The following is a 22,362-nucleotide window of genomic DNA, read 5'->3' as shown; positions in this document are numbered from 1 at the left end:
TCTCACCAGCAGGAACACATCGACCGAAGGAGCACGACATGCTTCGTGGAATGGCTACCACCACCTACTACGCCGACGATCTCGAGGCCGCCAAGGAGTGGTACAGCGAATTCCTCGGCACCGCGCCCTACTACCACGTCCCGAACGGGTACTACGAATTCCGCATCGGCGACTACCAGCACGAATTCGGCATCATCAATCGCGCCTACGCGCCGCCGAGCGCCCGCAACGAGCCGGGCGCGGGCGGGATCGTGTACTGGCACGTCGACGATCTGGCGGCTACTTTCGCGCGTTTGCTCGCCATGGGCGCGAAGGAATACCAGCCGATCACCGCCCAGGGCGACGGCGAAGGTTTCGTCACCGCCTGCGTGGTCGATCCGTTCGGCAACACGCTCGGCATCATGACCAATCCGCACTACCTGGAGGTGGTCGCGAAAACCGGCGGGGTGTAGCGGCGCCCGCCGCGGCGGATCCGGGGCGGGATCAGCTCGGGAACCAGCGCTCCAGCACCTTCGCGACGCCGTCGTCGAGTACGTCGTCGGCGACTTCGTCCGCCAATTCCTTGATCTCGTCGGACGCGTTGCCCATCGCGACCGAATGTCGGGCCCAGCCCAGCATGTCGCGATCGTTGTAACCGTCACCGATGGCGAGGGTGGCCTCGTGCGGGACGCCGAGGGCGGTGCGCAACCGTTCCAGCGCCCAGCCTTTGGAGACACCGCGGCGCGAAACCGTCAGCCACGGACCGAATTCACCGTGTACCCAGCTCGCTCCGGGGACGTAGAGCGTTTTCAGCTGTCGCAGCATCTCTTCCAGCGATCCGTCCGGCCACCACCCGTTCAGGCGCGGGGTCGGCTCCCGGCTGAGTTCACCGTGATCGACGAGCAGATAATCGCCGATGGAGAATTCACCGGGGCTGATTCCGGTGGCCCATGTTCCGACGCCGACCTTCTCCACCGCGAAGATCATGTCCGGGAACAACTCCCGCAATGCCGCCACGGCCGGGGCCGGATCGAAGGATTGCACCGCGACCGGCTCACCGCGTGCCACATCGATGTGCACCGCACCGTTCGAACACAGCGCATGCCCTTCGACCAGCCCCAATTCCTTCAGCACCGGACGGGTCGTCAGCAATGTCCGCCCGGTCGTCACCACCACGTGCGCCCCCGCGACCACGGCAGAGCGGACCGCGCGGGCCACCCGCTCGCTGATCGGCGAACCGGTCTCCAGCAGGGTTCCGTCCACGTCCAGTGCGATCAGGCGAGGCCCTCCCCCGAGAACATCCACGAGCCCATTGTGCAACGCCGGTTCCCGTAACGTCACCGATACGACCGCACATCCGGTGACGGCCGAACTCGCGCACCGACGGCGAAGAGCGCCGTCGGCCAGGGGCTCCGACAATCGCCGACGGCCGGTCGATTCGTCCGGATTCGGCGGGCCGCATCAGCCCGCGCCCGGACGTGCCGCCGCGGCGCACCTCTGCGACGCACCTCTGCGGCTCGCGTCACCTCGGCGGTCACCTGCCGCGCGGTCCGCCGCCCATGCCCCCGCCCATCCCGCCGGTTCCGCCCATCCCGCCCCTCGATCCACCGGGGGACGAGGAGGAATGGCCGCCGCCGGCGCCGCCGATGGACGAGTGACTCGAGGGACCACCCGGGGAAGCGCCGCCTCCCGGGATACCGCCGCCGACAGACGTTCCCGGCCTGGAGCCCCCGGTATTCGTGCCGCCCGCCGTCCCTCCGTGTGAAGTGCCCGCGGACGAAGCCCCCGGCGACGATCCGCCGACCGAAGCGCCAGTGCCCGAACCCGCACCGCCCGAACCGGCGCCGTGCGAGCCGCCCGACGCGGAACCACCGCCATGTGGGGAAGCGCCGCCGGAGGATTCACCGCCACCCGGCGTGTCCGTCTTCGAACCACCGCCGACGCCCGCGGACGATCCCCCGGTACCCGATGACGTCGCGCCGCCCGTGGTTTCGTCACCTCCGGTCCCACCGCCCGGTGTGGTCGCACCGCCCGATGTTTCACCGGCCACGCCGCCGGGCGCACTGCCGCCGACGCCTCCGCTCGTCGACGTCCCGGTACCCGTACCGGGGGCCGATGGCAGCGAATGGCCCGGTGCGGCCGGGACATCCGGATTCTCGCCGGACGTGGGCAGACTCACCCGCGGAATCTCGGGCGGGGCAGGCCAGGAGATCGGCTTTCCCGATGTCGAACCCGGTGTGGGCAGGGAAGTGAAGGGCAGCGGATTGATGAAGTGCGCTGGGTCCGCGTACAGCGTGCCGGTGCGCGGGTGTTCACAGCAGGCGCGGGGATCCGGGTGTGCGGTCCGGCCGGATTCGGCGATGGAGGGGCCCATCGTGGCACTACTCGTGATCGGGGCGACCAGGCTGTTGCGTGCGGGCGTCGTGGCCAACGCCGCGGGCATCCCCTGCCTGATGACACGGTCGAGGGCGGATTCGCCCTGCGGGTCGTAGAGCAGATTCTCGGTGAGCGCTTCCGCTCCGGGCACGATCTCGAGTACCGGGGATGGTCCCTGCTCGCCGGTGCCGCCGAAAACCGTCGCCGCCGACATGGCCAGCGCGGATGCCACCGCGGCGCTGGAGAATACCGCGACCCTCGGGGCACGGGCGCCGGTGTCGGCCGGTGCGAACATCCGCGCGGCGAAATGAGCCGCACCCGCCGCGCAGCACTGGCCGGGATCGGCCGACATCACGATCGGCCTGCCGAGTTCGGTGAGGGTCCGGGCGACCTCGGCGGGTCTGGCGGCCCCGCCGACGACGAGGACATGGTCGATATCGGCCAGGGTCCGTCCACTGGAACGGATACACGATCGCACCAGGTCGAAGGATTTCCTGATGTGCGCGATGCGCAGGTTCTCGATATCGCGGGGCGCTACCGAGGAGACCAGCCCGTCCGACGTGGCGCCGCGCGCGTAGCGCGCGATGATCGCGCCGAGCGGACGCCCACCGAATTCATGTGAGCGCAGCGGCTTTCCGACGATCGGGTGGTCGGTCCAGTCCGGTCCGACGCGAGCGACGGCGAGATCGAGACTGTTACCACCGAGGTCGTAGACGAGGACGAATCCGGATTCGAGCGGACCGCGCTCGAATTCCAGCCACTCCGTGGCGGCCACGGCTTCGGGTACGAGGAGTACATCGCGCGCACCGGATAGGTCGAGCGCCTGTCGCAGCAGTGCCACCTGCTTATCGGAATACGCGGCGGGATAGGTCGTCACGACCCCGGCACTCGGTTCCGCCGCCGCGATGAGCTCCGCGGTCACCACCGCGACGAGATTCGCGGGCGAGTAGATACGGCCGACGACGGTCACCGGCTCGGGATCGCGGCTCAGATCCGCGAAGTCGGTGACAGCCGTGCCGGATCCGGAAACGCCCGCCTCGCCGACGTCGTCGTATATCAACGCCGTACGCCGGGTACGGATCGACGGCCGTAGCCCTTCTCCGCTCACCGCAGCGGTTACGGAGTTCACTGAACCAATGCTGAAACCCAGCCCTGTAGTCATCGCTATCCCGTCAACGCACCGTGACCACGTCCAGCACATGTCCAGCCATGTGGCCGCGGTCGTCTTCCAAACAGCCACCACAGATTAGCTGTCACTCGACGGATTCGTATGCGGTTTTGATATGGATTGTGCGAATCATGGTGATGCCATGGCGAAGAAGCTGGTGAATCGACCCGAAGCGGTCATGCCGCCCATCTCGGCGCGAGGCAGAACGGCTGTGGCGTACCGGATTCCGCTATTGTTCAGCGATCAGCGGACCGCCCTCCGCAAGGTTCACCGGCTCGACGGATCAGCCTTCAGAAAAGGGATAGCGCACACCGACTGGTCGGTAACCAGACCATTGCGGCCTGCCAGTTTCGCGCGGGAGCTCGAACGCCTCGTGCTGCGGGCGGCGATCAGGCGCGAGCCAGCGCCAGCAGCCGCCGCAGACCACGTGCGGGGCGAAGGGTCGCGCCGCCCGCGCGCACCGAGGGACGACGCGCACGAACCAAACTGTCGAAATCCGCCGCGCTGCCGATGGGTTCACGCAGCCGCCCGGCATTGAAGTCCTCGGCCAGCCCGCGGACGGTCTCCTGCGCGCAGGACTTGTTGGTGCCGATGAAACCGGTGGGACCGCGCTTGATCCACCCGGTGACGTAATTTCCGGGAAGTACCGCGCCGCCGGGATATTCGAGTACCCGACCGCCCGAATTCGGGATGACGCCCGCCGTGTCGTCGAACGGCAATCCGGCCGACGGCACGCCCCGGTACCCCACCGAGGTCAGGACGAGTCCTGCCGCGATCCGCTCGATGTCGCCGGTGGCGACCGCATTGGGTCGCCCGTCCGCACCGAGGACGAGTTCGTTGCGGCCGACGTCGATACCCGTCACCGCGTCGACGCCGAGGATCTCGATCGGCGAGGACAGGTACCGGAAGACGACCCGCTTGCGCGCGCCGAAGGGCCGGGTTCGCACGCTGTGCAACAGTTTCAGTTTCTGCTCGACCTGGTAGGGCAATTCCGCCCCGTAGTCGGGCAGCTCGCCCTCGATCGCGATATCCACATCGGCGCCGAGCAGACCGACGAATTCCGGCACGGTGAAAGCGGATTCGGCCGGGCCGCGGCGTCCGAGGATCACAACCTCCTCGATCCCGCTCTCCCGCAGGGCCCGCAGCGCGTGGGGCGCGATATCTGTCTCGGCCAGCGCCTCGGGGTCGCTGGTCAGGATCCTGGCCACATCCAGGGCCACATTGCCGTTGCCGATGATGACGGCGCGCGGCTGCGAGAGGTCGAACACGGCGTTCGTGTGGTCCGGGTGACCGTTGTACCAGGCGACGAAATCGGTGGCGGAGACATTGCCGGGCAGTCCTTCACCGGGGATGTCCAGTTTCCGGTCCGAGGACGCGCCGACCGCGTAGATCACCGCGTGGAAATGTCCGAGCAGCTCGTCATGGGAAATATGCTCGCCCACTTCGATATTCAGGTACGACCCGAATCCGGGCTGCGCCGAGATCGTGTCGAAGAGGTCGCTCACCCGACGGGTGTGACCGTGGTCGGGCGCCACACCGAACCTGGCCAGGCCGTACGGCACCGGCAGCCGATCCAAGACGGTCACCGACACGTCGGGCTGGGTCAGCAGTTCGTCGGCGGCGTACATGGCCGACGGCCCTGAGCCGACGATCGCCACCCGCAGCGGTTGCCGCTCGGTCCGGATCTCGGCAGCCGGCACCGGTTTCGCGAGCAGCGGACGCGGGCGCGACTGCCGGTAGAAATCGGCGTTGATCTCGATGAACGGCTTCTGCTCTTCGGTCAGCTTCTTCGACGAGGTGATGGCGTCGACGGGACACGCGCTGGCGCAGGCGCCGCAGTCGACGCATGCCTGCGGATCCACGTACAGCATGTCCGCGGTCAGGAAATCGGGCTCGTCTGGCGTGGGATGGATGCAGTTGACCGGGCACGCGTAGACGCAGGACGCGTCGCTGCAACACGATTGGGTGACGACGTAGGGCATCTTCGGGCGCCGCTCAGGCCGTCTTGCCGCGCTGCGGCTCCGAGCGGTATCGGGTGGTGGGGCCGTCGATCTTCAACAGCTTCCACACACCGCGCGCGATCGGGTTCATGAGGCCGATATCCTTGGCCAGGGTCCGCACATCGCCGAAGAAATCGGCGAATTCCCGCTTCGATTGCTCGCTGCCGTAGAACAGCTCCTTGCGGACGTGATCCGGAATATCGAATTCCTTCCAGAACGACCGCGGCGGAGTGTAGATCGAGCGGCCGAGAATCCACATGACGAGCGGCATCGCGAGGGACAGCACGAATTTATTGGCGGCGTTCTGTTCCGGCACGTGCTGCTCGAGGAATTCGTGCGCGAACGAGATGTGGCGCGCTTCCTCGGCGACATGGATGGCCATCACCCCGCGCATGATGGGATGCACTTCCTCACCCGAACGCAGAATGGCCTTCTGGATGTGGTCGATCGGCTCCTCGCCCGCGAGGACGGCCATGAAGAACAGGTTCGGGAACAGCGCGGCCACCGGAGCGCCGATGTACTTGAATTTCGAGACCAGCGGCCCCATGCCGGGAACGTCGAGCCCGATGCGGTTCACCATCTCCTGGAACATCAGGGTGTGGTTGTGCTCCTCGATCATCTCGTGGGAGCAGTAGCGGAATTCGGGAGAACCGTTGGGCAGGCCGAAATTATGCGTCGCCATGCCGCTGATCAGGATCGACTCGAATTGCAGACCCACCTTGGCGACATTGGCCTGGCGGTATTTGCCGATGGCGATCTTCTGCTCTTGCGGCAGCGCCTGGTACCAGGGGTGGCGGCCGAGCGCGTCACCGGAGACCGGAAGGATCCAGCGCTCCGGTCCGGCATTCACGTCGAAGTCGGGGTGATCCCAGTCGATATCTTCGAAGGGGTCGAAATGCCTGTTGACGGAGCCCTCCGACAACAGCAGCAGTTTGGATGCGTATTCCTGAGCCCTCGCCAGATCGGGATCGATGGCGGACGTCACGGCTGCGGACATCGTCGTCACTGCCTCTCCTCATAGGACCAATTGCCTGTGTCCAATAGTTACACCAATACTGAGTGACGTCAACCCGCCCTCGCGCATCGGCGGCTATCACGAGACATTCCCCGGCCACGGGCGGAATAACCCGTGCTCGCGCGGCGCTCGGAGTCCGGTGCGGACGGTGTGATCGGACGATCGTCACATCGGCGGGCACCCCGACGGCGACCCGAGCCATCGGCACTCCACCGCCGCGGAGATATCGGGGCCATCCAGGCCGTGAATGGATCGAGCCCGCACGCGGGGATTGCGCCGGGCTCGAGTCGACAGCGCGCCGAGGCCGATCTACGGCCCGACGCGCTCCCCCACTACGCGGGCAACTCCGGAATACGGGTGGCGCGCGCGTAGACGGTCTCCCCCTCGGCCAAACGCAATGCCGCGGCGTCACCACGGGTGACCTGGGCCGCGAACAGATCGCCGGTGGCGCCGTTGCGCAGTTCCACGCGCACCTCGAAGCCGAGGTGCACGACCCGTTCCACGGTGGCGCGGGTGACCCCCGCCGAATCCGCGGTGCCCTCGTGTTCGGCCTGCGCCATACTCGGATCGCGGCCGACGCGAATATCGTGCGGGCGCACCAGATGTCCGTTGAGGCGGGCCACCGCCCCGAGGAACGACATCACGAATTCGTTGGCCGGGCGGTCGTAGACATCCTCCGGGCTGCCGACCTGCTCGATGCGGCCCTTGTTCATCACCGCGATCCGGTCGGCGACGTCGAGCGCCTCCTCCTGGTCGTGGGTGACGAGCACGGTGGTCACGTGGACCTCCTCGTGCAGCCTGCGCAGCCAGGTGCGCAGATCCGCGCGCACTTTGGCGTCGAGAGCGCCGAAGGGCTCGTCCAGCAGCAGCACCTGCGGGTCGACCGCCAGCGCCCGCGCCAGGGCCATGCGCTGGCGCTGACCGCCGGAGAGCTGGGCCGGATAGCGGTGCTGGAAACCGTCGAGTCCGACGATGCCGAGCAATTCGTCGACCCTTTTGGCGATCTCGTTCTTGGGCCGCTTACGGATCTTCAGGCCGAACGCGACGTTATCGCGCACGGTCATATGTTTGAACGCGGCGTAATGCTGGAAGACGAAACCGATATCGCGCTTCTGCGGCGACACATGGGTGACATCGCGGTCGGCGATGACGACCGTGCCCGAATCCAGCGACTCGAGGCCTGCGATGGAACGCAGCAGCGTCGACTTGCCCGAACCCGACGGCCCGAGCAGCGCGGTCAGTTCGCCGGAAGGGATCTCCAGGGAGACGTCGTCGAGGGCGGCGAAAGAACCGTAATTCTTCTTCGCGCTTGTCACGGTAATCATTTGGCGCCCCGCTTACGTTCGAGGAGGGTCATGAACAGAAGGACTACGAGTGCGATGGCCATCAGCAAGGTGGCGGCGGCGTAGGCGCCGAAGGTGTTGTGGTCGTTGATGTAGCGGCCGTGCACCAGCAGCGTCAGGGTCTGCGACTGGCCGGGCAGCGCGGAAGAGACCATGATCACCGCGCCGAATTCGCCGAGTGCGCGGGCCACTGTCAGCACAACGCCGTAGGTCAGGCCCCAGCGGATCGCGGGCAGCGTGATCCGCCAGAAGGTCTGCCACCGCGATGCGCCGAGGGTCGCCGCGGCCTGCTCCTGATCGTCGCCGATCTCGTGCAGCACGGGTTCCACCTCGCGCACCACGAACGGCAACGTGACGAAAATAGTCGCGATCACCATGCCTGGCAGGTTGAAGATCACCTTGACGCCGAGATCCTCCAGGCCGCCGAACCAGCCGCCCGCGCCCCACAGCAGGATGAGCGCGACACCCACCACCACCGGTGACACCGCGAACGGCAGGTCGACGATGCCCTGAACCAGAGTGCGGCCCGGGAACCGCCCGCGGACGAGGGCTATCGCGGTGACGATGCCGAACACCACGTTCACCGGAACCACGATCACCACGATGAGCAGTGAGAGCTGGAAGGCGGAAATGGCCGCCGGTGTGGTGATCGAATCGAAGAACGCGACGATACCGTCTTCGAAGGTGCGCCACAGGATGATGACCAGCGGCAGCACCAACAGGATGAACAGGTAGACGAGCGCTACCGTGCGCAGCGAGATACGCGTCAGCGCGGACAGTTTCATCGGCTCGCCTGTTCCTTTCGCGCGCTGCGGTCCGCGAGCAGCCGCAGCGCGAGCAGACTCACGAACGAAATCGCCAGCAGCGCCACCGAAACCGCGGCGGCGTTGATCGGCCGGTCGATCTCGATCTGCTTCTGGATGTACTGCGAGGCCATCTCGGTCTTACGGGGGATGGCGCCGCCGATCAGCACCACCGAGCCGTATTCGCCGATGGCGCGGGCGAAGGCGAGACCGCCGCCGCTGATGATCGCCGGGGTCAGTGTCGGCAGAACGATACGACGGAAGGTCGTCCAATTGTTCGCGCCGAGCGAGAGCGCCGCCTGTTCGACCTCGCGGTCGACCTCGATCAGCACCGGCTGCACCGAGCGCACCACGAACGGCAGCGTGACGAATGCCAGTGCCACCACCAGACCCGGCTGGGTCGCGTTGAGGTGGATGTCGACCGGGCTCTGCGGGCCGTAGAGCGAGAGCAGCACGATGCTCGCCACGATGGTCGGCAGCGCGAAGGGCAGGTCGATCAGCGCGTTGACGATGCTCTTGCCCGGGAATTCGTCACGCACGAGCACCCAGGCGATGAGCGTGCCCATCACCACATTGATGAGCGCGACGATCACGGAAACGAAGATGGTGATGCGCAGCGAGTCCAGTGCCGCGGGTGCGGTGATCGCGTCCCAGAAGCCGGACCAGCCGTCTTCGAAGGAGGTCACGGTCAGCGCGGCCAGCGGCAGCAACACGATGACGCTGAGCCAGAGCACCGCGGTGGCGATGCCGAGCGGACCCACCGAACCGCTGACACGCAGCCAGGACGACAACCGCGACCTGGAACGGCCGGATGAGGCTCTGCCTGCGGCGGATCCGCTCGCTTTCTCGGGGCTGCCTGGACCGGGCGCAGGCTCGGTCGCGGCGGTGCTGCTGTCAGTCACAGTCGTCCAGTATCCCGTGTTCGTCGGTGACGTTCCCGGGGCTCGCGTTCATCACGCGAGCCCCGGTGCGTCACTCACTCCGCTGGTGGCTCGGATCGCCGAGCTACTTGGTCGCCTTGTCGTAGATGACCGCGACGGAGCCGGTGTTGGCCGCGAACAGTTCCTTGTCCACGGTCTTCCAGCCGCCGAGATCGGCGATGGTCCACAACTTCTGCGGGGTGGGGAAATCCTTGGCGAAGTCGGAGGCGACCTTCGGGTCGACCGGACGGAAACCGGCCTCGGCCCATGCCTTCTGGCCGGCCGGGGTGTACAGGAAGTCGCGGAAGGCGACGGCCTTCTCCGGGTTCTTGGCGTTCTTCAGTACCGCGACGGGATTCTCGATCTTGAAGGTCTGCGGCGGGATCACATGTTCGATCTTGTCGCCCTTGCGCTCGGAGAACAGTGCTTCGTTCTCGTAGCTCAACAGCACGTCACCGGTGCCCTGCAGGAAGGTTTCGGTGGCTTCGCGACCCGACTTGGGCTGCACCTTGATGTGCTCGGGCGAGACCAGCTGACCCAGGTAGTCCAGACCGGCCTGTGGGTTCTTGCCGCCTTCGGACTTGGCCGCGTAGGGGGCGAGCAGGTTCCACTTGGCCGAACCCGAGCTGAACGGGTTCGGGGTGACGACCTCGACACCGGGCTTCAGCAGATCGTCCCAGTCCTTGATGCCCTTCGGGTTGCCGGGACGGACCACGATCGCGACGACGGACCCGAACGGAATACCCTTGTTGGCGTCGGCATTCCAGTTCGCGTCGACGAGGCCCGCGTCGACGAGGCGGGTGATGTCCGGCTCGACCGAGAAGTTGACCACGTCGGCCTCGGCGCCGTCCTTGACCTTGCGGGACTGATCGCCCGACGCGCCGTAGGAGCCGTTGACCACGACGCCCTTACCCGCATCGGTCTTGTTGAACTCGGGGACGACCTTGTCGAAGCCGGGCTTCGGCACGGCGTAGGCGTACAGGTTCAGGGTGCCACCGCTGCCGTCGGCCCCACCTCCGCCCACGGTGTCGCTGGCTCCACCGCCGCATGCGGTGAGGGCTACTGCCGCGATCGCGGTGAGCGCGGCGACACCGTAGCGGCGGCGCGAGCGGAGCCAAGATTTGCGAGACATGGGGTGGACCCTTCCTGCGGATCGTCGCCGGGAAAACTGCGGCGACGGACAAAAGATGTGTCGGGTAGACGTTCCGCGCGAACGGCGGCAGTGGCGCGACTCGGCCCCGGCGGGCCGTCGGAAACGAACAGGTCTGCGAAAAGGTGCACGCCAGTCTACGGAGCAGAGGGGCGCAGACCTGCTCGGTCGCCGATCAACGACAGAGAATGTCCGCGACCGCGAGGTTACCGACAGCGATCAACGCCAATTCATGGCGGACCAGCGGGACGGCACTCGGAGACACCGGCTGACTGTAGCAGAGCCTCAGGGTCGAGTTCGAATCGAAAAGATCTCCGCATCAGAGTTCGATTTCATCCCATGACCTGCGCCGCTGTCATTTTTCCTGCAGCGGACGACGCAACTCGGTGACGGCGATTCGAGCGGCCTCGGCGATCGCGGCATCCACCACGGGCAGGACCGGATCCGCCCGCGCCGCACGGGTGAACACGGCGACCGCGACCGGAAATTCTCCTGGAAATTCCACCACGGCAACCTCGTTGCGGATCACCCCGATGGTTCCTGTCTTGCCGGCCACCGATACCCCTCGATGCGGGAATGCCGAAGCGATCCGATGCGACCACGGCTGCCTGCGCATGACGTACCTCACGAAATCGGTTCGCGCGGGCGAGAGCACCGCGCCGGTCCATATCGCGCGCAGCAGCCGCGTCATCTCCTCCGGCGTGGTCGCGCTCGTATACGAAGGGTCGTAGGCCGAGACCGACCACGCCTCGTCGTTATCGGCCAACGCGGCGAACGCCTCGGCGGTGGTGTGCGTATCGGTGTCGCGGACGAGGCCGCGGTACTGGTCGGCCGTGCCGCCGACCACTCGCGTCTCGGTGAGACCGAGCTCGGCGAGCAGATCCTCGACCGCACCGAGGCCGACCTCGCCGAGCAGCACATCCGCGGCCGCGTTATCGGAGACGGTCATCATCGACGTCGCCAGATCGCGACGGCTCATCGTCACCGGATCATGGAGGACGGCGATACCGGTCGGCCCCGGCGTGCAGTCCGACGGCAGCACCGTGAGCCGGGCGGTCGGATCGATCCGCCCCGCGTCGACGCCGCGGCAGAAAGCGACGAACAGCGGCAGTTTGTAGACGGAGGCGGTCACCACCCGCGAGCGTCCTTCGATCGAGACCTCACCGGCGGAGTCGTCGCACCGGCGGGCATGCAGCCAGCCGGAGCAGCCCGCGTCCGCGAAGACCGCGCGAATCCGGTCCTCGGCCCCGCTCACCGCAGACGCTCCCGGTACAGCACCCGATCCACCGCGTCGGCGAGCGCGTCGGCCCCGTGTTTGCGCACCACACGAACCCGCAGCGCGATCGCCTGCGGGGCCATCCGCAGCCAGCTCACCCCCGGTGTGGCCGCGGGCGGTGCGGTCGTGAGCCCGAATGCGGAACCCGCGGCGACGGCGGCGAGCAGGGCGCGATCGTCGCGTACCGTGACGATCGGCGCGTCGAGGCCGCGTTCACGCAGTAGGTCGACCACCGTGTCGAAAGCGGGCGGGTTCGCCGCGCGTGGAGCGTGCGCGAAGGCGAGTCCGGCGAGCATCGGGAAGTTCGGACGTTCGACGAGGGCGCTGCGATGATCAGCGGGCGCGACCAGCCAACGCGGCAGTTTCACCACCGGCCCGACCTCGACGCCTTCCACGAGGGCGGGATGTTCGATCACCGCCACATCGCACAGTCCCCCGCGCACCCGCACGACCAGATCGACCGAGGCATCCACGGTGGTGGCGACCGTCGCGCCCGCACCGACCATCGTGCGAAGCGCCGTCACACCGGCGGTGACCACCCGATCGGGCAGCGCCGCGGTCGCGCCCCAGTGCACGGCGCCGCGCGCGTGGGCGATCCGTTGCGATTCGGCGAGCAACCGCGCCGCGTCGTCCACGAGCAACCGGGCGCGCGGCAGCAATTGCAGTCCCGCCGGGGTGAGTACCGCGCCCTGGCGGGTGCGATGAATGAGGTCGACGCCCAGATGACGTTCCAAGCGCCGCAACCCCTGTGACAGCGGCGGCTGGGTCATCTCGAGTGCCACCGCCGCCCTGCCGAAATGCCTCTCGTCCGCGACGGCGACGAAGAAGCGGAGGTGGCGGATCAGATCCATGCGGCCATTGAACCAAGGCGGCCGGACGCGGCCGGATCATCGCGGCGAGTATCGACCAGCGCGGTGGCCGATCGAGGGGCACGGGCCTGCGACGATAGCGAGGTCGACTCGTACGGACCCGGATGCGATATTGGCCCCGCGTCGCGTCGCGATGGTGTCCTGCGGCGGTGACTTCCTCAGCAACGACCCGAAACCGGCCACACCGTAAACGCCTGTTCGCCGCCGCGCTCGCGGTGTCGGCGATGGCCGTGACCACCGCGTGCGGTTCGGCCGCCGATCCGGCGACACCCGCGAGCACATCCGTGCCGACGGCACCGTCCTTCGCCGAACTCGAATCGAAATCTGTTGCACGACTAGGGGTTTACGCGGTTGACACCGGCGACGGCCGCGTCGTCTCCTACCGCGACGGCGAGCGATTCCCGATGGCATCCACTTTCAAGGGCCTCGCCTGCGGAGCCCTGCTGCGCGACCATCCCCTGTCCTCGGGCTACTTCGACCAGGTGATCCGCTACTCCGCGAATGACATCGTCGACGCCTCACCGGAGACCGCGAAACACGTCGATACCGGCATGACCGTCGCCGCACTGTGCGAGGCGGCCATCACCCTGTCCGACAACACCGCGGGTAACCAATTGCTGAAACTCCTCGGTGGGCCGGAGGGCTTCACCGCGTTCCTGCGCTCCCTCGGCGATTCGACCTCGCGGCTTGATCGCTGGGAGACGGAATTGAATACCGCGATCCCCGGCGACGAACGCGACACCACCACCCCCGCCGCACTCACCGCCGACTATCGCAGGCTCGTGGTGGGCGACACTCTCGCCGAACCAGAACGCGCCCGGTTGACATCGTGGCTCGTCGCCAACACCACCGGCGGCAAACGCATCCGCGCGGGCCTTCCCGCCGACTGGACCGTCGGCGACAAAACCGGTTCTCCCGCCTACGGTTCCGCGCTCGACGTCGCCGTGGCCTGGCCGCCGGGCCGCTCCCCGCTGGTCATCGCGGTGCTGACCACCAAAACCGAGCAGCAGGCCGCGCCCGACAACGCGCTGGTCGCCGAGGCGGCCCGGATCGCCGTACAGACCCTGGGGTATCCGTCGAGCGGCCGATGAACGGAGTCGCTCCGGCGGCCGATGAACGGAGCCGCTCCGGCGGCAGATGAACGGAGTCGCTCCGGCGGCAGATGAGCTGAGCCGCTCCGGCGGCCAGGCCACGGCGACGTCGAGCGCGTAACCCGGCCGCGCGGAGAACTTTCCGGCTCCGCGCGCCAACGGCCTACCGCGACAGCGAGTTCAGATCACCGAGCCGACATCGCGGACCACCAGATTATCCAGCGCCCGTTCGGCCACCGCGGCGATCGTCATCGACGGATTGCAGGCGGCGGTATTACCCGGCATGAGCGCACCGTCGAGGACGTACAGACCGCGCTGGCCGAATACCCGGCCGTCGAGATCGCAGACGGTGCCGATACTCGCGCCGCCCAGCGGGTGCCAGGTGGACGGGAACAGGGCGTTGGTGTCGAGCAGCACACTGCCGGGGCCCGCGATCTTGTGCGCGGCGGGCCCGATGTGCTTTTCCTGGATCTCGTGGTCGCCTTCGTGGGGCCAGTGCAGGACCGCGTCGTCGGCGGCCGAATCGTAGACGAAAGTGCCGCGACCGGTGCTGACGCCGTAGCCGACCATCATCGTGCTCTTCGGATCCACCTGCAACGGCGGGATCGACGCCTGGATGATGGTGTGCGCCGCGTAGGGATCGTCATCCCAGTTCTTGCTGCCGTAGACCACCGGCCCGCCCTGCGCGGTGCCGAAATCCTCGGTGAGGTTGTTCCAGACGTAGATCCGGTCGGCGTTGGAACCCCAGTTCTGTCCGAGCCCGTCGGGTAGATCCGGGATCGCGCCCTTGGCCGAGGCGCGCATCAGCAGTCGGGTGGTGTTCATCGTTCCGGCCGCCATCACCAGCGTGCCCGCGGTGATGATCTTGTTCTCCAGCACCGTTCCGGTGGTGTCGAGCCGTTCCACATGCACGGTCCAGCGGCCGTCTGGTGCGCGTTCGACATCGGTGACCTGATGCAGGGTTTCCACCCGCACCCGTCCCGTCGCCTCGGCGGCGGCGATATAGGTGACGTCGACCGAATGCTTGCCGCCGTTGTTCACACCCATGGCGCCGTCGCCGTTGGTGTAGGACGCCCGCATCTCGCCGCGCAATTCGGCCAGGGCGTAGTTCCAGTCGATGGGCATGGGGATCTTCTCCAGCGGCATCCCCGCCCTGCGCACGTGTTCGGCGAAGATGCGCGCCGCCGCGTACTGCGGGCTGGCGACGAGTTCGTCGGGAGCCACCGCCAAGCCGAGCATCTTCGACACCCGCGGGTAGTGGATCCGGTCCATCCGCTGCCAGTCCAGTTCCTGCGGGAAGTGCGTGTTGAACACCGCTTCGCTCGGTTGCAGCGACATCCCCTGGTAGACCAGCGATCCGCCGCCGACGCCCGAGGCGCACAGCGTGGTCATGTTCTCGCCGGGAACCGCCTCGATCAGCCCGGTGTACGGCTCGAACAACAGCGGCGTGCCGAAGAGATTCGGGCTGGACTTGTACCACAGCAGACGCTTGTCCAGGGCCGATGCGCGCGGGAAGGTATCGGCGTTCGGCCCCGTCGGCCAGCGCATACCGCGTTCGAGCACCAGGACCTGGACACCGGCCTCGGCCAGGCGCAGCGCGGTCACGCCACCGCCGAAGCCCGACCCGATGACGACGACGCGATGCTCCTCGCGCGTGAGCGGGACGCTGTTGACCCGCGCGGCGATCCCGTTCGCCCGATCGGAATTGCGCGAGGCGACCATCAGGACACCGGCTGCGGCGGCCCCGGTCAGCAGTGACCGGCGCGTAATTGAAGGCATAGACACACTTTCGTGAGTGGGGCAGCTGCCCGGAGTGGACAGGCCCGGCCAGACCGGAATCAGTTCCGGCGTCTGAGACCGCACCAGACTGTGCGACTCGGGTCGGCCGACGCGGAATCCGGCACATCTTGTCCGTCATCGCCGTCGGGGGTGACCCGGGGATCTTCGTAGAGCCCGCGGCAGCGGATCCACCAGCGATAACGCGCGGCGAAATCATTGCTGGCCATGCGGATTCCTTCCACACCGACGAATATCCGAACTCCTTACCGGACAGTAATGTCCGGTCGGTTCGGTTAGTCTGCGCGAAGATAACGATTGAGTCAAGAGGGAGACCTACCGGTCCGCACCTCGCGCGGGGCGACGGCGCAGCGGTCCTCGATGCGCCAGCGGCCAGAACTGGGTCCGAAGTATCCAAAATGTCTGTGCGCGTGCACTATCGGCGGTACCGTAAGCCGAGAGAACTTCGGGACAGCGGTGAGGGTATGCCGACCTACTTCCACCTCGACAGAGGAAAGTCCCTGTCCCGGGGAGCCGTACTCGGGCTCGGCCGCCACGCGGCAACGTATAAGGCATTCCCGGCGGGCATCTCCCCGCACGGCGAGCGCTACCTCACCCGGATCTTCCGCGTGGATATCGTCGACCGGACCGGTGTCACCCATGTCGTCGCCGACCGCGACACCGGTCTCGAGCTGATGTGGGATTGGGTTCGCCTGACCGGCTATCCGCACGCGCCCTCCCGGTTCCAGTCGATCTTCGCCTTCGAAACCCTCGACGACGTCGCGGAATTCGTCACCCGGCACGGCGGCGCGGGGGCCCGCCTATGGCTCGTGGAGACGGCCGCCGAAGGTTTCCGCGCCGATATGTCGCTGATGCGCGCCGGGCCGATGCAGAGCTGTCTGCACTGGGCGGATCTGTACTGGTCGCAGCAACCACATCCGCGCACGGCGAAAGCGGGCGAATTCTTCGGGCGCACACTGTGGGAGGTACTGCTGACGCCGCCCGTCACCGTGATCGCCAGGCTGGATCTGTGACAGGCTGTCGCGGTCATTCAGGTTCCTCGGCCCGGACCGCACCCGCGAACGGCGGATGAAAGCCATTTCCTCTGGTGCACACCGTTTTCCGGTCCGAGCCCCTGTCGCCCACCCGCGCGAGCGGGCAGACTGGAGCCGACGATTTCGATGGATAGAGGGGGGAGCCCGAACCCATGATCAACAGCCCAGACCGGGTCCGCACCAGGATGCCGGGAATCAGCACGCGCGCGTGGGAGCATCCGGCCGATCGCACCGCACTGGTGACGCTGCGCTCGCTCACCGGTTTCGACGCGGTATTGCGCACACTGTCGGGACTGTTGCAGGAACGCCAGCACCGACTGATGTATCTGGCGACCGCGGTGCGGGTCGACGAGCGGCAGTTCCGGTCGCTACATCAGCTGCGGCAGGACTGCGTGGAAATCCTCGACGCGCGCACCACACCCGAGATGTTCGTCCTCCAGAGCCCGCAGGTGAACGCATTCACGATCGGCATGGACGCGCCGTTCATCGTGCTCACCACCGGGCTGATCGATCTGATGGATACCGAGGAACTCCGGTTCGTGATCGGCCACGAACTCGGGCACGCGCTGTCCGGACACGCGGTGTACCGGACCATGTTGATGCATCTGCTGCGCATTACGGCCTCCGTCGGCTGGATGCCGGTGGGCGGCTGGGCCTTACGCGCGATCGTCGCGGCGTTGATGGAGTGGAGCCGGAAATCGGAACTGTCCGGCGACCGGGCGGGTCTGCTGTGCGGGCAGGATGTCGAGGCCTCGGTGCGGGTGCACATGAAGACGGCGGGCGGCACCTGGGTCGAGGAGATGAATCACGGGGCCTTCCTGGCCCAGGCCGACGATTACGACCGCTCCGGCGACCTCCGCGACGGTGTGCTCAAACTGTTGAATCTGGAGCTGCAATCGCATCCGTTCTCGGTGCTGCGCGCCGCCGAACTGCGACGCTGGATCCAGTCCGGCGAATACGGGCGCATCGTGGCAGGCGACTATCCGCGCCGCGCACAGGACAAGAACGCCAGGATCGGCGACGAGGTCAGGGCAGCCGCACGCGCCTACAAGCAGAATTTCGACCAGTCGGAGGATCCGCTGATCCGGACCGTGCGCACCCTCGGGCGCGATGTGGGCTCCGTGGTCGACACCGTCGGTCAGGAGGTCGGCGAAACGGTGACCAAGATCGGGAAACGTCTCAACGACTGGCGCTCCGGAACTAACGAGTGATCAACCAGGCCAGGACGACGAAGACGAGCAAGGCGATCAGAGCGAGCTGAACGCGGGAGCGTGGCATCAGCGCGCACCGCTCTTCGCGTGTACGCGGATCGCGACGGCGGCCGGGGCCAGCATGGCCGCTTCGGCGGCGGCGATGGCCTCGGCCTCGGCCCGATCGCGGCCGAGCAGGCGCATGACCTCGCGCAACGCGCGATCGAGCGCGAACGCGATGGCGAAGCTGATCGGGACGATGCCGACCAGAACCACCAGGAACTGCGGGAGGAACGGCAAACCCGCGATCCACAGCTCGAAGCCGTCCCACCAACCTGCAATGCGATGCACGCCATTCAGCCTAGACGGCGAACCTGAGGATCCGGACATGCGTTCGCTTCCGGCTCCCGCGCGGGGGCGCTTCGGCGCACACAGTGGACGGCGGAGCCGCGGGCAAACCAAGATGGGGTATGGCGTCAACCGATGATCTGACAGTCGACGAGCCCGACGACCTGCCCGTGCCGACCGCGCTGACCGGGGCGGGCCACGGCGCCTTCCCTCCGGTCGACGACTACGCGTTCCTGTCCGACTGCGAGACGACCTGCCTGATCGCGAGCAACGGAGCGGTCGAATGGATGTGTGTGCCGCGCCCCGACTCCCCCAGTATCTTCGGCGCGATACTCGATCGCAGCGCGGGCCATTTCCGGATCGGCCCCTACGGGATCAATGTCCCGTCGGCTCGGCGCTACCTGCCGGGCGGAATGATCCTGGAAACCACCTGGCAGACCGCGACCGGCTGGTTGATCGTGCGCGACGCGCTGGTGCTCGGGGGGTGGCACAACAACGACCAGCGCAGCAAGACCCACCGCCGCACCCCGATGGACTGGGATGCCGAACATATGCTGCTGCGCACCGTCAAATGCGTGAACGGCACGGTGGAGCTGGAGATGAGCTGCGAGCCCGCCTTCGACTACCACCGCGCCGCCGCGCGCTGGGAGTACACCGGCAAGGTCTACGAGGAAGCCACCGCGATCCGCGCCAATGATCCGACCGTCGGTCCGACCCTGGTGCTCACCACGGATCTGCGCCTCGGACTGGAAGGCCGTGAGGCCCGCGCTCGCACCCGCATGAAGGAAGGCGACGAGGTCTTCGTCGCACTGACCTGGTCGGAGCTGCCCGCGCCGAAAACCTTCGAGGAGGCCGCCGAGAAGATGTGGGCGACCACGGAATGCTGGAGGCAGTGGATCACCCTCGGCAACTTCCCCGATCATCCGTGGCGCAATTACCTGCAGCGCAGCGCGTTGACCCTCAAGGGCCTCACCTACCGGCCGACCGGCGCGCTGATGGCGGCGGCGACCACGTCGCTCCCGGAAAGCCCCGGCGGCGAGCGCAACTGGGACTACCGCTACACCTGGGTGCGGGATGCCAGTTTCGCGCTGTGGGGTCTGTACACCCTCGGCCTCGACCGCGAAGCCGACGATTTCTTCGCCTTCCTCAACGACGCGACCACCACCGACGACGGGGAAGCGGTGCCGCTCCAGGTGCTGTACGGCATCGGCGGAGAACGTGAACTCACCGAGATCGAACTGCCCCACCTGCGCGGATACGACGGCGCTCGTCCGGTCCGCATCGGCAACGGCGCCTACAACCAGGATCAGCACGATATCTGGGGCACCATGCTCGACGCGGTGTACCTGCACGTGAAATCGCGCGGCCAAGTGCCGGAAACCCTGTGGCCGTTGCTGGAACGTCAGGTGGACGCGGCCATCGCACGGTGGCGCGAACCCGACCGGGGCATCTGGGAGGTCCGCGGGGAACCGCAGCATTTCACCTCATCGAAGGTGATGTGCTGGGTCGCGCTCGACCGTGGCGCGAAACTGGCGGAAATGCACGGTCAGATCGAGCGCGCTACCCAGTGGTACGCCATAGCCGAGGAGATCAAGGAAGACATCCTCGCCAACGGCGTCGACCAGGACGGCGTCTTCACCCAGATCTACGGCGGCGACACCCTCGACGCCTCACTGTTGCTCGTGGTGCTCGTGCGATTCCTCCCGCCCGACGACCATCGGGTGCGCGCCACCGTCCTGTCCATCGCCGACCGGCTCACCGAGCGTGGACTCGTGCTGCGCTATCACACCGAGACCACCGACGACGGGTTGACCGGCCCCGAGGGCACCTTCACCATCTGCTCGTTCTGGTTGGTGTCGGCACTGGTGGAGATCGGCGAGGTGCGCAGGGCGAGGCATCTGTGCGAGCGGCTGCTCGGCTATGCCAGTCCACTGCGCCTCTACGCCGAGGAAATCGATTCGCGCAGCGGACGTCACCTCGGCAACTTCCCGCAGGCGTTCACCCACCTCGCGCTGATCAACGCCGTCACCCATGTCATCAGGGCCGAGGATTCGCGCCCGGCGGGCAATTTCCAGCCCGCCCACACACCGGCGAGCCATTCCCACTGACCGGGAGACGCCGGACTACGCGCCGATCAACTGGTCGGCGCGATCCCTGACGGCGCGCAGCTTGCCAAGTCGGCTGTCGAGTTCGGCGATGCGCTCCTCGCGCCGATCGCCGTACTTGCCGGACGCCTCCTCGGCGGCGCGCAGGGCTTCGTCCGCGGTACGCATGGTCTCGGCGGCGATTTCGGTGAAATGGTCACGCAGCGAACGCTGCATGGCGCGCAGGCGATTACGCGATTCCTTGCTCACCTGGAAGATCACGTCGTCCATCAACCGGGCGACGGCGACCTTGGCCTCGGCCCTGCGGCGCACGATGCGGTTCTTGCGATCGTCCCACAGGGCGTTCACGCCGAGCAGGACGCCCGCGCCCGCCGAATACCAGTTCACCAGCGACATGCCGAGCAGACTGGTGGCGAGGCCGACCATGAGGATGCCGCCGTAGGAGCCCCGCAGACCGGACAGGAACTGCTGGGTCACACCGGCTTTCGCACTCTCCAGCGGTTCCAGCGGGGCCACCGGGCCGAGTGCGTCGCCCGGATTCTCCAGGCGCAGATCGGCCAGCGCGGGGGTGCGATTGTCGGCCGGGAATTTCGAGGCGACCTGCTCGCACAGCTCCACCGCGCGGTAGTGCGCCATCACGAAATTCTCTTCCACCGCCTCGCAGATCCGCGCGTCGAGATCGGTGCCGAATTCCTTCCAGCCGCGCGCCGGATCCGTCTGCGCGATTTCGGCTTCGGCGTCGCGCACCAGACTGCGCAGCCGGTGGCGCAGATCGTGCTCGATATCCGCCATCAGTTCGGTACTGCCGTCGACCAGGGTGACCTGCCAGTTGGCGGTGCGCTGACGGAGCTGTTCGGCCTGGTCGCGGGCTATGCCGAGCTGTTCGGTGATCTGGGCCTTGCGCCGCGGATCACGCAACGCCTCGGCCTCGCTGTGCAAGGTCATGGCCAGGTGATCGCTGACCAGCCGGATATCGCGGACGGCGGATTCCAGCGCGACCGAATCGGCGCGGGCCACTACGTAATCGCGCAGATGGTCGATCAGCTGCGGCATTCCGGATTCGATATCGCGCTGGTAATTCCCGGCCATCTGGTACCCGGACGACGTCGCTTGGCGGTGCAGCAGGGCCGATACAGGGGCTACCGCGAAACTCAGTCCTGCCCCGTCGAGCAGTTCCCGGTCGCGCTGCTGAATATGCGCCCAATGCGGGTAGATATCGATCTTGTTGAGTACACAGATGACCGTCGGGCACAGTTGCCGCACCCGTTCCAGATAGCCGAGCTGCTCGGCGCTGAGCTCACTGCCCGCGTCCACGACGTAGAGCACCGCGTCCGCCGCCGCGATCATCGACCACGTGATGTGCTCGTCGACGGGAGCGCCGGGGGCGTCCATCACGACGATGCCGTCGGCAAGCAGGGGACTCGGCTCGGTGAATTCGGCCCGGATGACACCCTCGGCACGCAGGGCGGGCCCCGGGTCGAGCGGATCGACCGGCAGACGTTCGGTACGTCCGCCGCCGACCGATTTCACCAGGGTCGCCGTCGATCGGGGCCCGTACTCGGCGATCACCGGCACGCTCAGCGCACTGTCGGTAGCACTGACCTGGGCGCCGACCAGGCCGTTGACCAGGGTGCTCATGCCGTTCTTCGGATCGCCGACGACCACAAGGCGCACCCGGGGGTCACCGACGCGCGCGCGGACCATGCCGAGGCGTCCGGTGAGATCGTCGCGTCCAGCCGCCCGGGTCATCTCCCGCAGTTCGTCCAGGATCCGGATGAGAGGCGCCATCGCGTCGGGATGTTTTACCGTCGCGGACTCCAGCCCGGCTGCGGCAGACAAGCCTCCTCCTAATCCTGGTTGACGATCACTGTGAGACGACACCGGATGGCGCGTTCTCC

General features: G+C 67.1%; 19 protein-coding genes. 5 read left to right on the top strand and 14 right to left on the bottom strand.

Going from position 1 to position 22,362, the window contains the following annotated elements; genetic code table 11:
- Positions 1-38 precede the first annotated feature (38 nt).
- A complete protein-coding gene (locus ABZS43_RS01710) occupies positions 39-452 on the top strand; it encodes a VOC family protein (RefSeq protein WP_355033864.1) in 414 nt (137 codons plus the stop codon).
- A gap of 31 nt (positions 453-483) precedes the next feature.
- Here ABZS43_RS01710 and ABZS43_RS01705 read toward each other — a convergent pair whose 3' ends face one another.
- The 11 genes from ABZS43_RS01705 to ABZS43_RS01655 all read right to left on the bottom strand — a co-directional run bounded on the left by ABZS43_RS01705 (position 484) and on the right by ABZS43_RS01655 (position 12,881).
- A complete protein-coding gene (locus tag ABZS43_RS01705) occupies positions 484-1,284 on the bottom strand; it encodes an HAD family hydrolase (protein WP_355033863.1) in 801 nt (266 codons plus the stop codon).
- Between the two features lie 229 nt (positions 1,285-1,513).
- Positions 1,514-3,484: a hypothetical protein gene (locus ABZS43_RS01700; RefSeq protein ID WP_355033862.1), complete on the bottom strand. Its 1,971-nt coding sequence runs from the start codon at positions 3,482-3,484 to the stop codon at positions 1,514-1,516.
- Between the two features lie 428 nt (positions 3,485-3,912).
- Positions 3,913-5,505 (bottom strand): FAD-dependent oxidoreductase, encoded by a 1,593-nt coding sequence (locus ABZS43_RS01695; RefSeq protein WP_355033861.1) that lies wholly within the window; start codon positions 5,503-5,505, stop codon positions 3,913-3,915.
- Positions 5,506-5,518: 13 nt separating this feature from the next.
- Positions 5,519-6,520, bottom strand: a complete 1,002-nt coding sequence (locus ABZS43_RS01690) for a diiron oxygenase (RefSeq protein WP_355033975.1) — start codon at positions 6,518-6,520, stop codon at positions 5,519-5,521.
- Between the two features lie 350 nt (positions 6,521-6,870).
- Positions 6,871-7,863: a sulfate ABC transporter ATP-binding protein gene (locus tag ABZS43_RS01685; protein WP_355033860.1), complete on the bottom strand. Its 993-nt coding sequence runs from the start codon at positions 7,861-7,863 to the stop codon at positions 6,871-6,873.
- On the bottom strand, positions 7,860-8,666 hold the full coding sequence (cysW, locus tag ABZS43_RS01680; RefSeq protein ID WP_355033859.1) for a sulfate ABC transporter permease subunit CysW: 807 nt from the start codon (positions 8,664-8,666) through the stop codon (positions 7,860-7,862). The genes ABZS43_RS01685 and cysW overlap by 4 nt, the downstream gene beginning before the upstream one ends.
- Positions 8,663-9,475 carry a sulfate ABC transporter permease subunit CysT gene (gene cysT, locus ABZS43_RS01675; RefSeq protein ID WP_355033974.1) on the bottom strand — a complete coding sequence of 271 codons (813 nt, stop codon included), beginning with the start codon at positions 9,473-9,475 and terminating at the stop codon, positions 8,663-8,665. Before cysT ends, cysW begins: the two co-directional genes overlap by 4 nt.
- A gap of 214 nt (positions 9,476-9,689) precedes the next feature.
- On the bottom strand, positions 9,690-10,736 hold the full coding sequence (locus ABZS43_RS01670; protein ID WP_355033858.1) for a sulfate ABC transporter substrate-binding protein: 1,047 nt from the start codon (positions 10,734-10,736) through the stop codon (positions 9,690-9,692).
- Positions 10,737-10,929: 193 nt separating this feature from the next.
- Entirely contained in the window at positions 10,930-11,019 is a 90-nt protein-coding gene (locus tag ABZS43_RS01665) for an Ms4533A family Cys-rich leader peptide (RefSeq protein ID WP_332909208.1), read from the bottom strand.
- A gap of 90 nt (positions 11,020-11,109) precedes the next feature.
- Positions 11,110-12,009: a serine hydrolase gene (locus ABZS43_RS01660; protein ID WP_355033857.1), complete on the bottom strand. Its 900-nt coding sequence runs from the start codon at positions 12,007-12,009 to the stop codon at positions 11,110-11,112.
- Positions 12,006-12,881, bottom strand: a complete 876-nt coding sequence (locus ABZS43_RS01655; protein WP_355033856.1) for a LysR family transcriptional regulator — start codon at positions 12,879-12,881, stop codon at positions 12,006-12,008. Before ABZS43_RS01655 ends, ABZS43_RS01660 begins: the two co-directional genes overlap by 4 nt.
- A 167-nt stretch (positions 12,882-13,048) precedes the next feature.
- Here ABZS43_RS01655 and bla point away from each other — a divergent pair, with 167 nt between their 5' ends.
- Complete coding sequence (gene bla / locus ABZS43_RS01650; protein ID WP_355033855.1) at positions 13,049-13,990, top strand: class A beta-lactamase; 942 nt, start codon at positions 13,049-13,051, stop codon at positions 13,988-13,990.
- 180 nt (positions 13,991-14,170) lie between these two features.
- Here the strand turns inward: bla and ABZS43_RS01645 are convergent, their stop codons facing one another.
- The gene (locus ABZS43_RS01645; protein ID WP_355033854.1) at positions 14,171-15,769 is read right to left on the bottom strand and encodes a GMC oxidoreductase; all 1,599 of its coding nucleotides are present in this window, start codon (positions 15,767-15,769) and stop codon (positions 14,171-14,173) included.
- 416 nt (positions 15,770-16,185) lie between these two features.
- On the opposite strand from ABZS43_RS01645, the gene ABZS43_RS01640 reads away from it, so the two are divergent.
- Positions 16,186-16,800: a hypothetical protein gene (locus ABZS43_RS01640; RefSeq protein ID WP_355033853.1), complete on the top strand. Its 615-nt coding sequence runs from the start codon at positions 16,186-16,188 to the stop codon at positions 16,798-16,800.
- Positions 16,801-16,973: 173 nt separating this feature from the next.
- Positions 16,974-18,032: a M48 family metallopeptidase gene (locus tag ABZS43_RS01635; RefSeq protein WP_355033852.1), complete on the top strand. Its 1,059-nt coding sequence runs from the start codon at positions 16,974-16,976 to the stop codon at positions 18,030-18,032.
- Between the two features lie 66 nt (positions 18,033-18,098).
- Here the strand turns inward: ABZS43_RS01635 and ABZS43_RS01630 are convergent, their stop codons facing one another.
- Positions 18,099-18,362: a hypothetical protein gene (locus tag ABZS43_RS01630; RefSeq protein ID WP_355033851.1), complete on the bottom strand. Its 264-nt coding sequence runs from the start codon at positions 18,360-18,362 to the stop codon at positions 18,099-18,101.
- Between the two features lie 119 nt (positions 18,363-18,481).
- On the opposite strand from ABZS43_RS01630, the gene ABZS43_RS01625 reads away from it, so the two are divergent.
- Complete coding sequence (locus ABZS43_RS01625; RefSeq protein ID WP_355033850.1) at positions 18,482-20,467, top strand: glycoside hydrolase family 15 protein; 1,986 nt, start codon at positions 18,482-18,484, stop codon at positions 20,465-20,467.
- A 15-nt stretch (positions 20,468-20,482) separates the two neighbouring features.
- On the opposite strand, the gene ABZS43_RS01620 is transcribed toward ABZS43_RS01625, so the two are convergent.
- Positions 20,483-22,303, bottom strand: a complete 1,821-nt coding sequence (locus ABZS43_RS01620; protein WP_355033849.1) for a hypothetical protein — start codon at positions 22,301-22,303, stop codon at positions 20,483-20,485.
- Positions 22,304-22,362 lie beyond the last annotated feature (59 nt).

The organism is Nocardia sp. NPDC005366 (assembly GCF_040606855.1).
Taxonomy (GTDB): Bacteria; Actinomycetota; Actinomycetes; order Mycobacteriales; family Mycobacteriaceae; genus Nocardia.
Note: the sequence above shows the minus strand (reverse complement) of the source record. Positions and strands in the feature narration are given on the sequence as shown.

Excerpts from the sequence above, each read along its gene's own strand:
- ABZS43_RS01635 (WP_355033852.1), top strand. The coding sequence starts at position 16,974 with ATGATCAACAGCCCAGACCGGGTCCGCACCAGGATGCCGGGAATCAGC.
- ABZS43_RS01655 (WP_355033856.1), bottom strand. The coding sequence starts at position 12,881 with ATGGATCTGATCCGCCACCTCCGCTTCTTCGTCGCCGTCGCGGACGAG.
- cysW (WP_355033859.1), bottom strand. The coding sequence starts at position 8,666 with ATGAAACTGTCCGCGCTGACGCGTATCTCGCTGCGCACGGTAGCGCTC.
- ABZS43_RS01670 (WP_355033858.1), bottom strand. The coding sequence starts at position 10,736 with ATGTCTCGCAAATCTTGGCTCCGCTCGCGCCGCCGCTACGGTGTCGCC.
- ABZS43_RS01690 (WP_355033975.1), bottom strand. The coding sequence starts at position 6,520 with ATGTCCGCAGCCGTGACGTCCGCCATCGATCCCGATCTGGCGAGGGCT.
- ABZS43_RS01625 (WP_355033850.1), top strand. The coding sequence starts at position 18,482 with ATGGCGTCAACCGATGATCTGACAGTCGACGAGCCCGACGACCTGCCC.
- ABZS43_RS01685 (WP_355033860.1), bottom strand. The coding sequence starts at position 7,863 with ATGATTACCGTGACAAGCGCGAAGAAGAATTACGGTTCTTTCGCCGCC.
- ABZS43_RS01695 (WP_355033861.1), bottom strand. The coding sequence starts at position 5,505 with ATGCCCTACGTCGTCACCCAATCGTGTTGCAGCGACGCGTCCTGCGTC.
- ABZS43_RS01640 (WP_355033853.1), top strand. The coding sequence starts at position 16,186 with ATGTCTGTGCGCGTGCACTATCGGCGGTACCGTAAGCCGAGAGAACTT.
- ABZS43_RS01645 (WP_355033854.1), bottom strand. The coding sequence starts at position 15,769 with ATGCCTTCAATTACGCGCCGGTCACTGCTGACCGGGGCCGCCGCAGCC.
- ABZS43_RS01710 (WP_355033864.1), top strand. The coding sequence starts at position 39 with ATGCTTCGTGGAATGGCTACCACCACCTACTACGCCGACGATCTCGAG.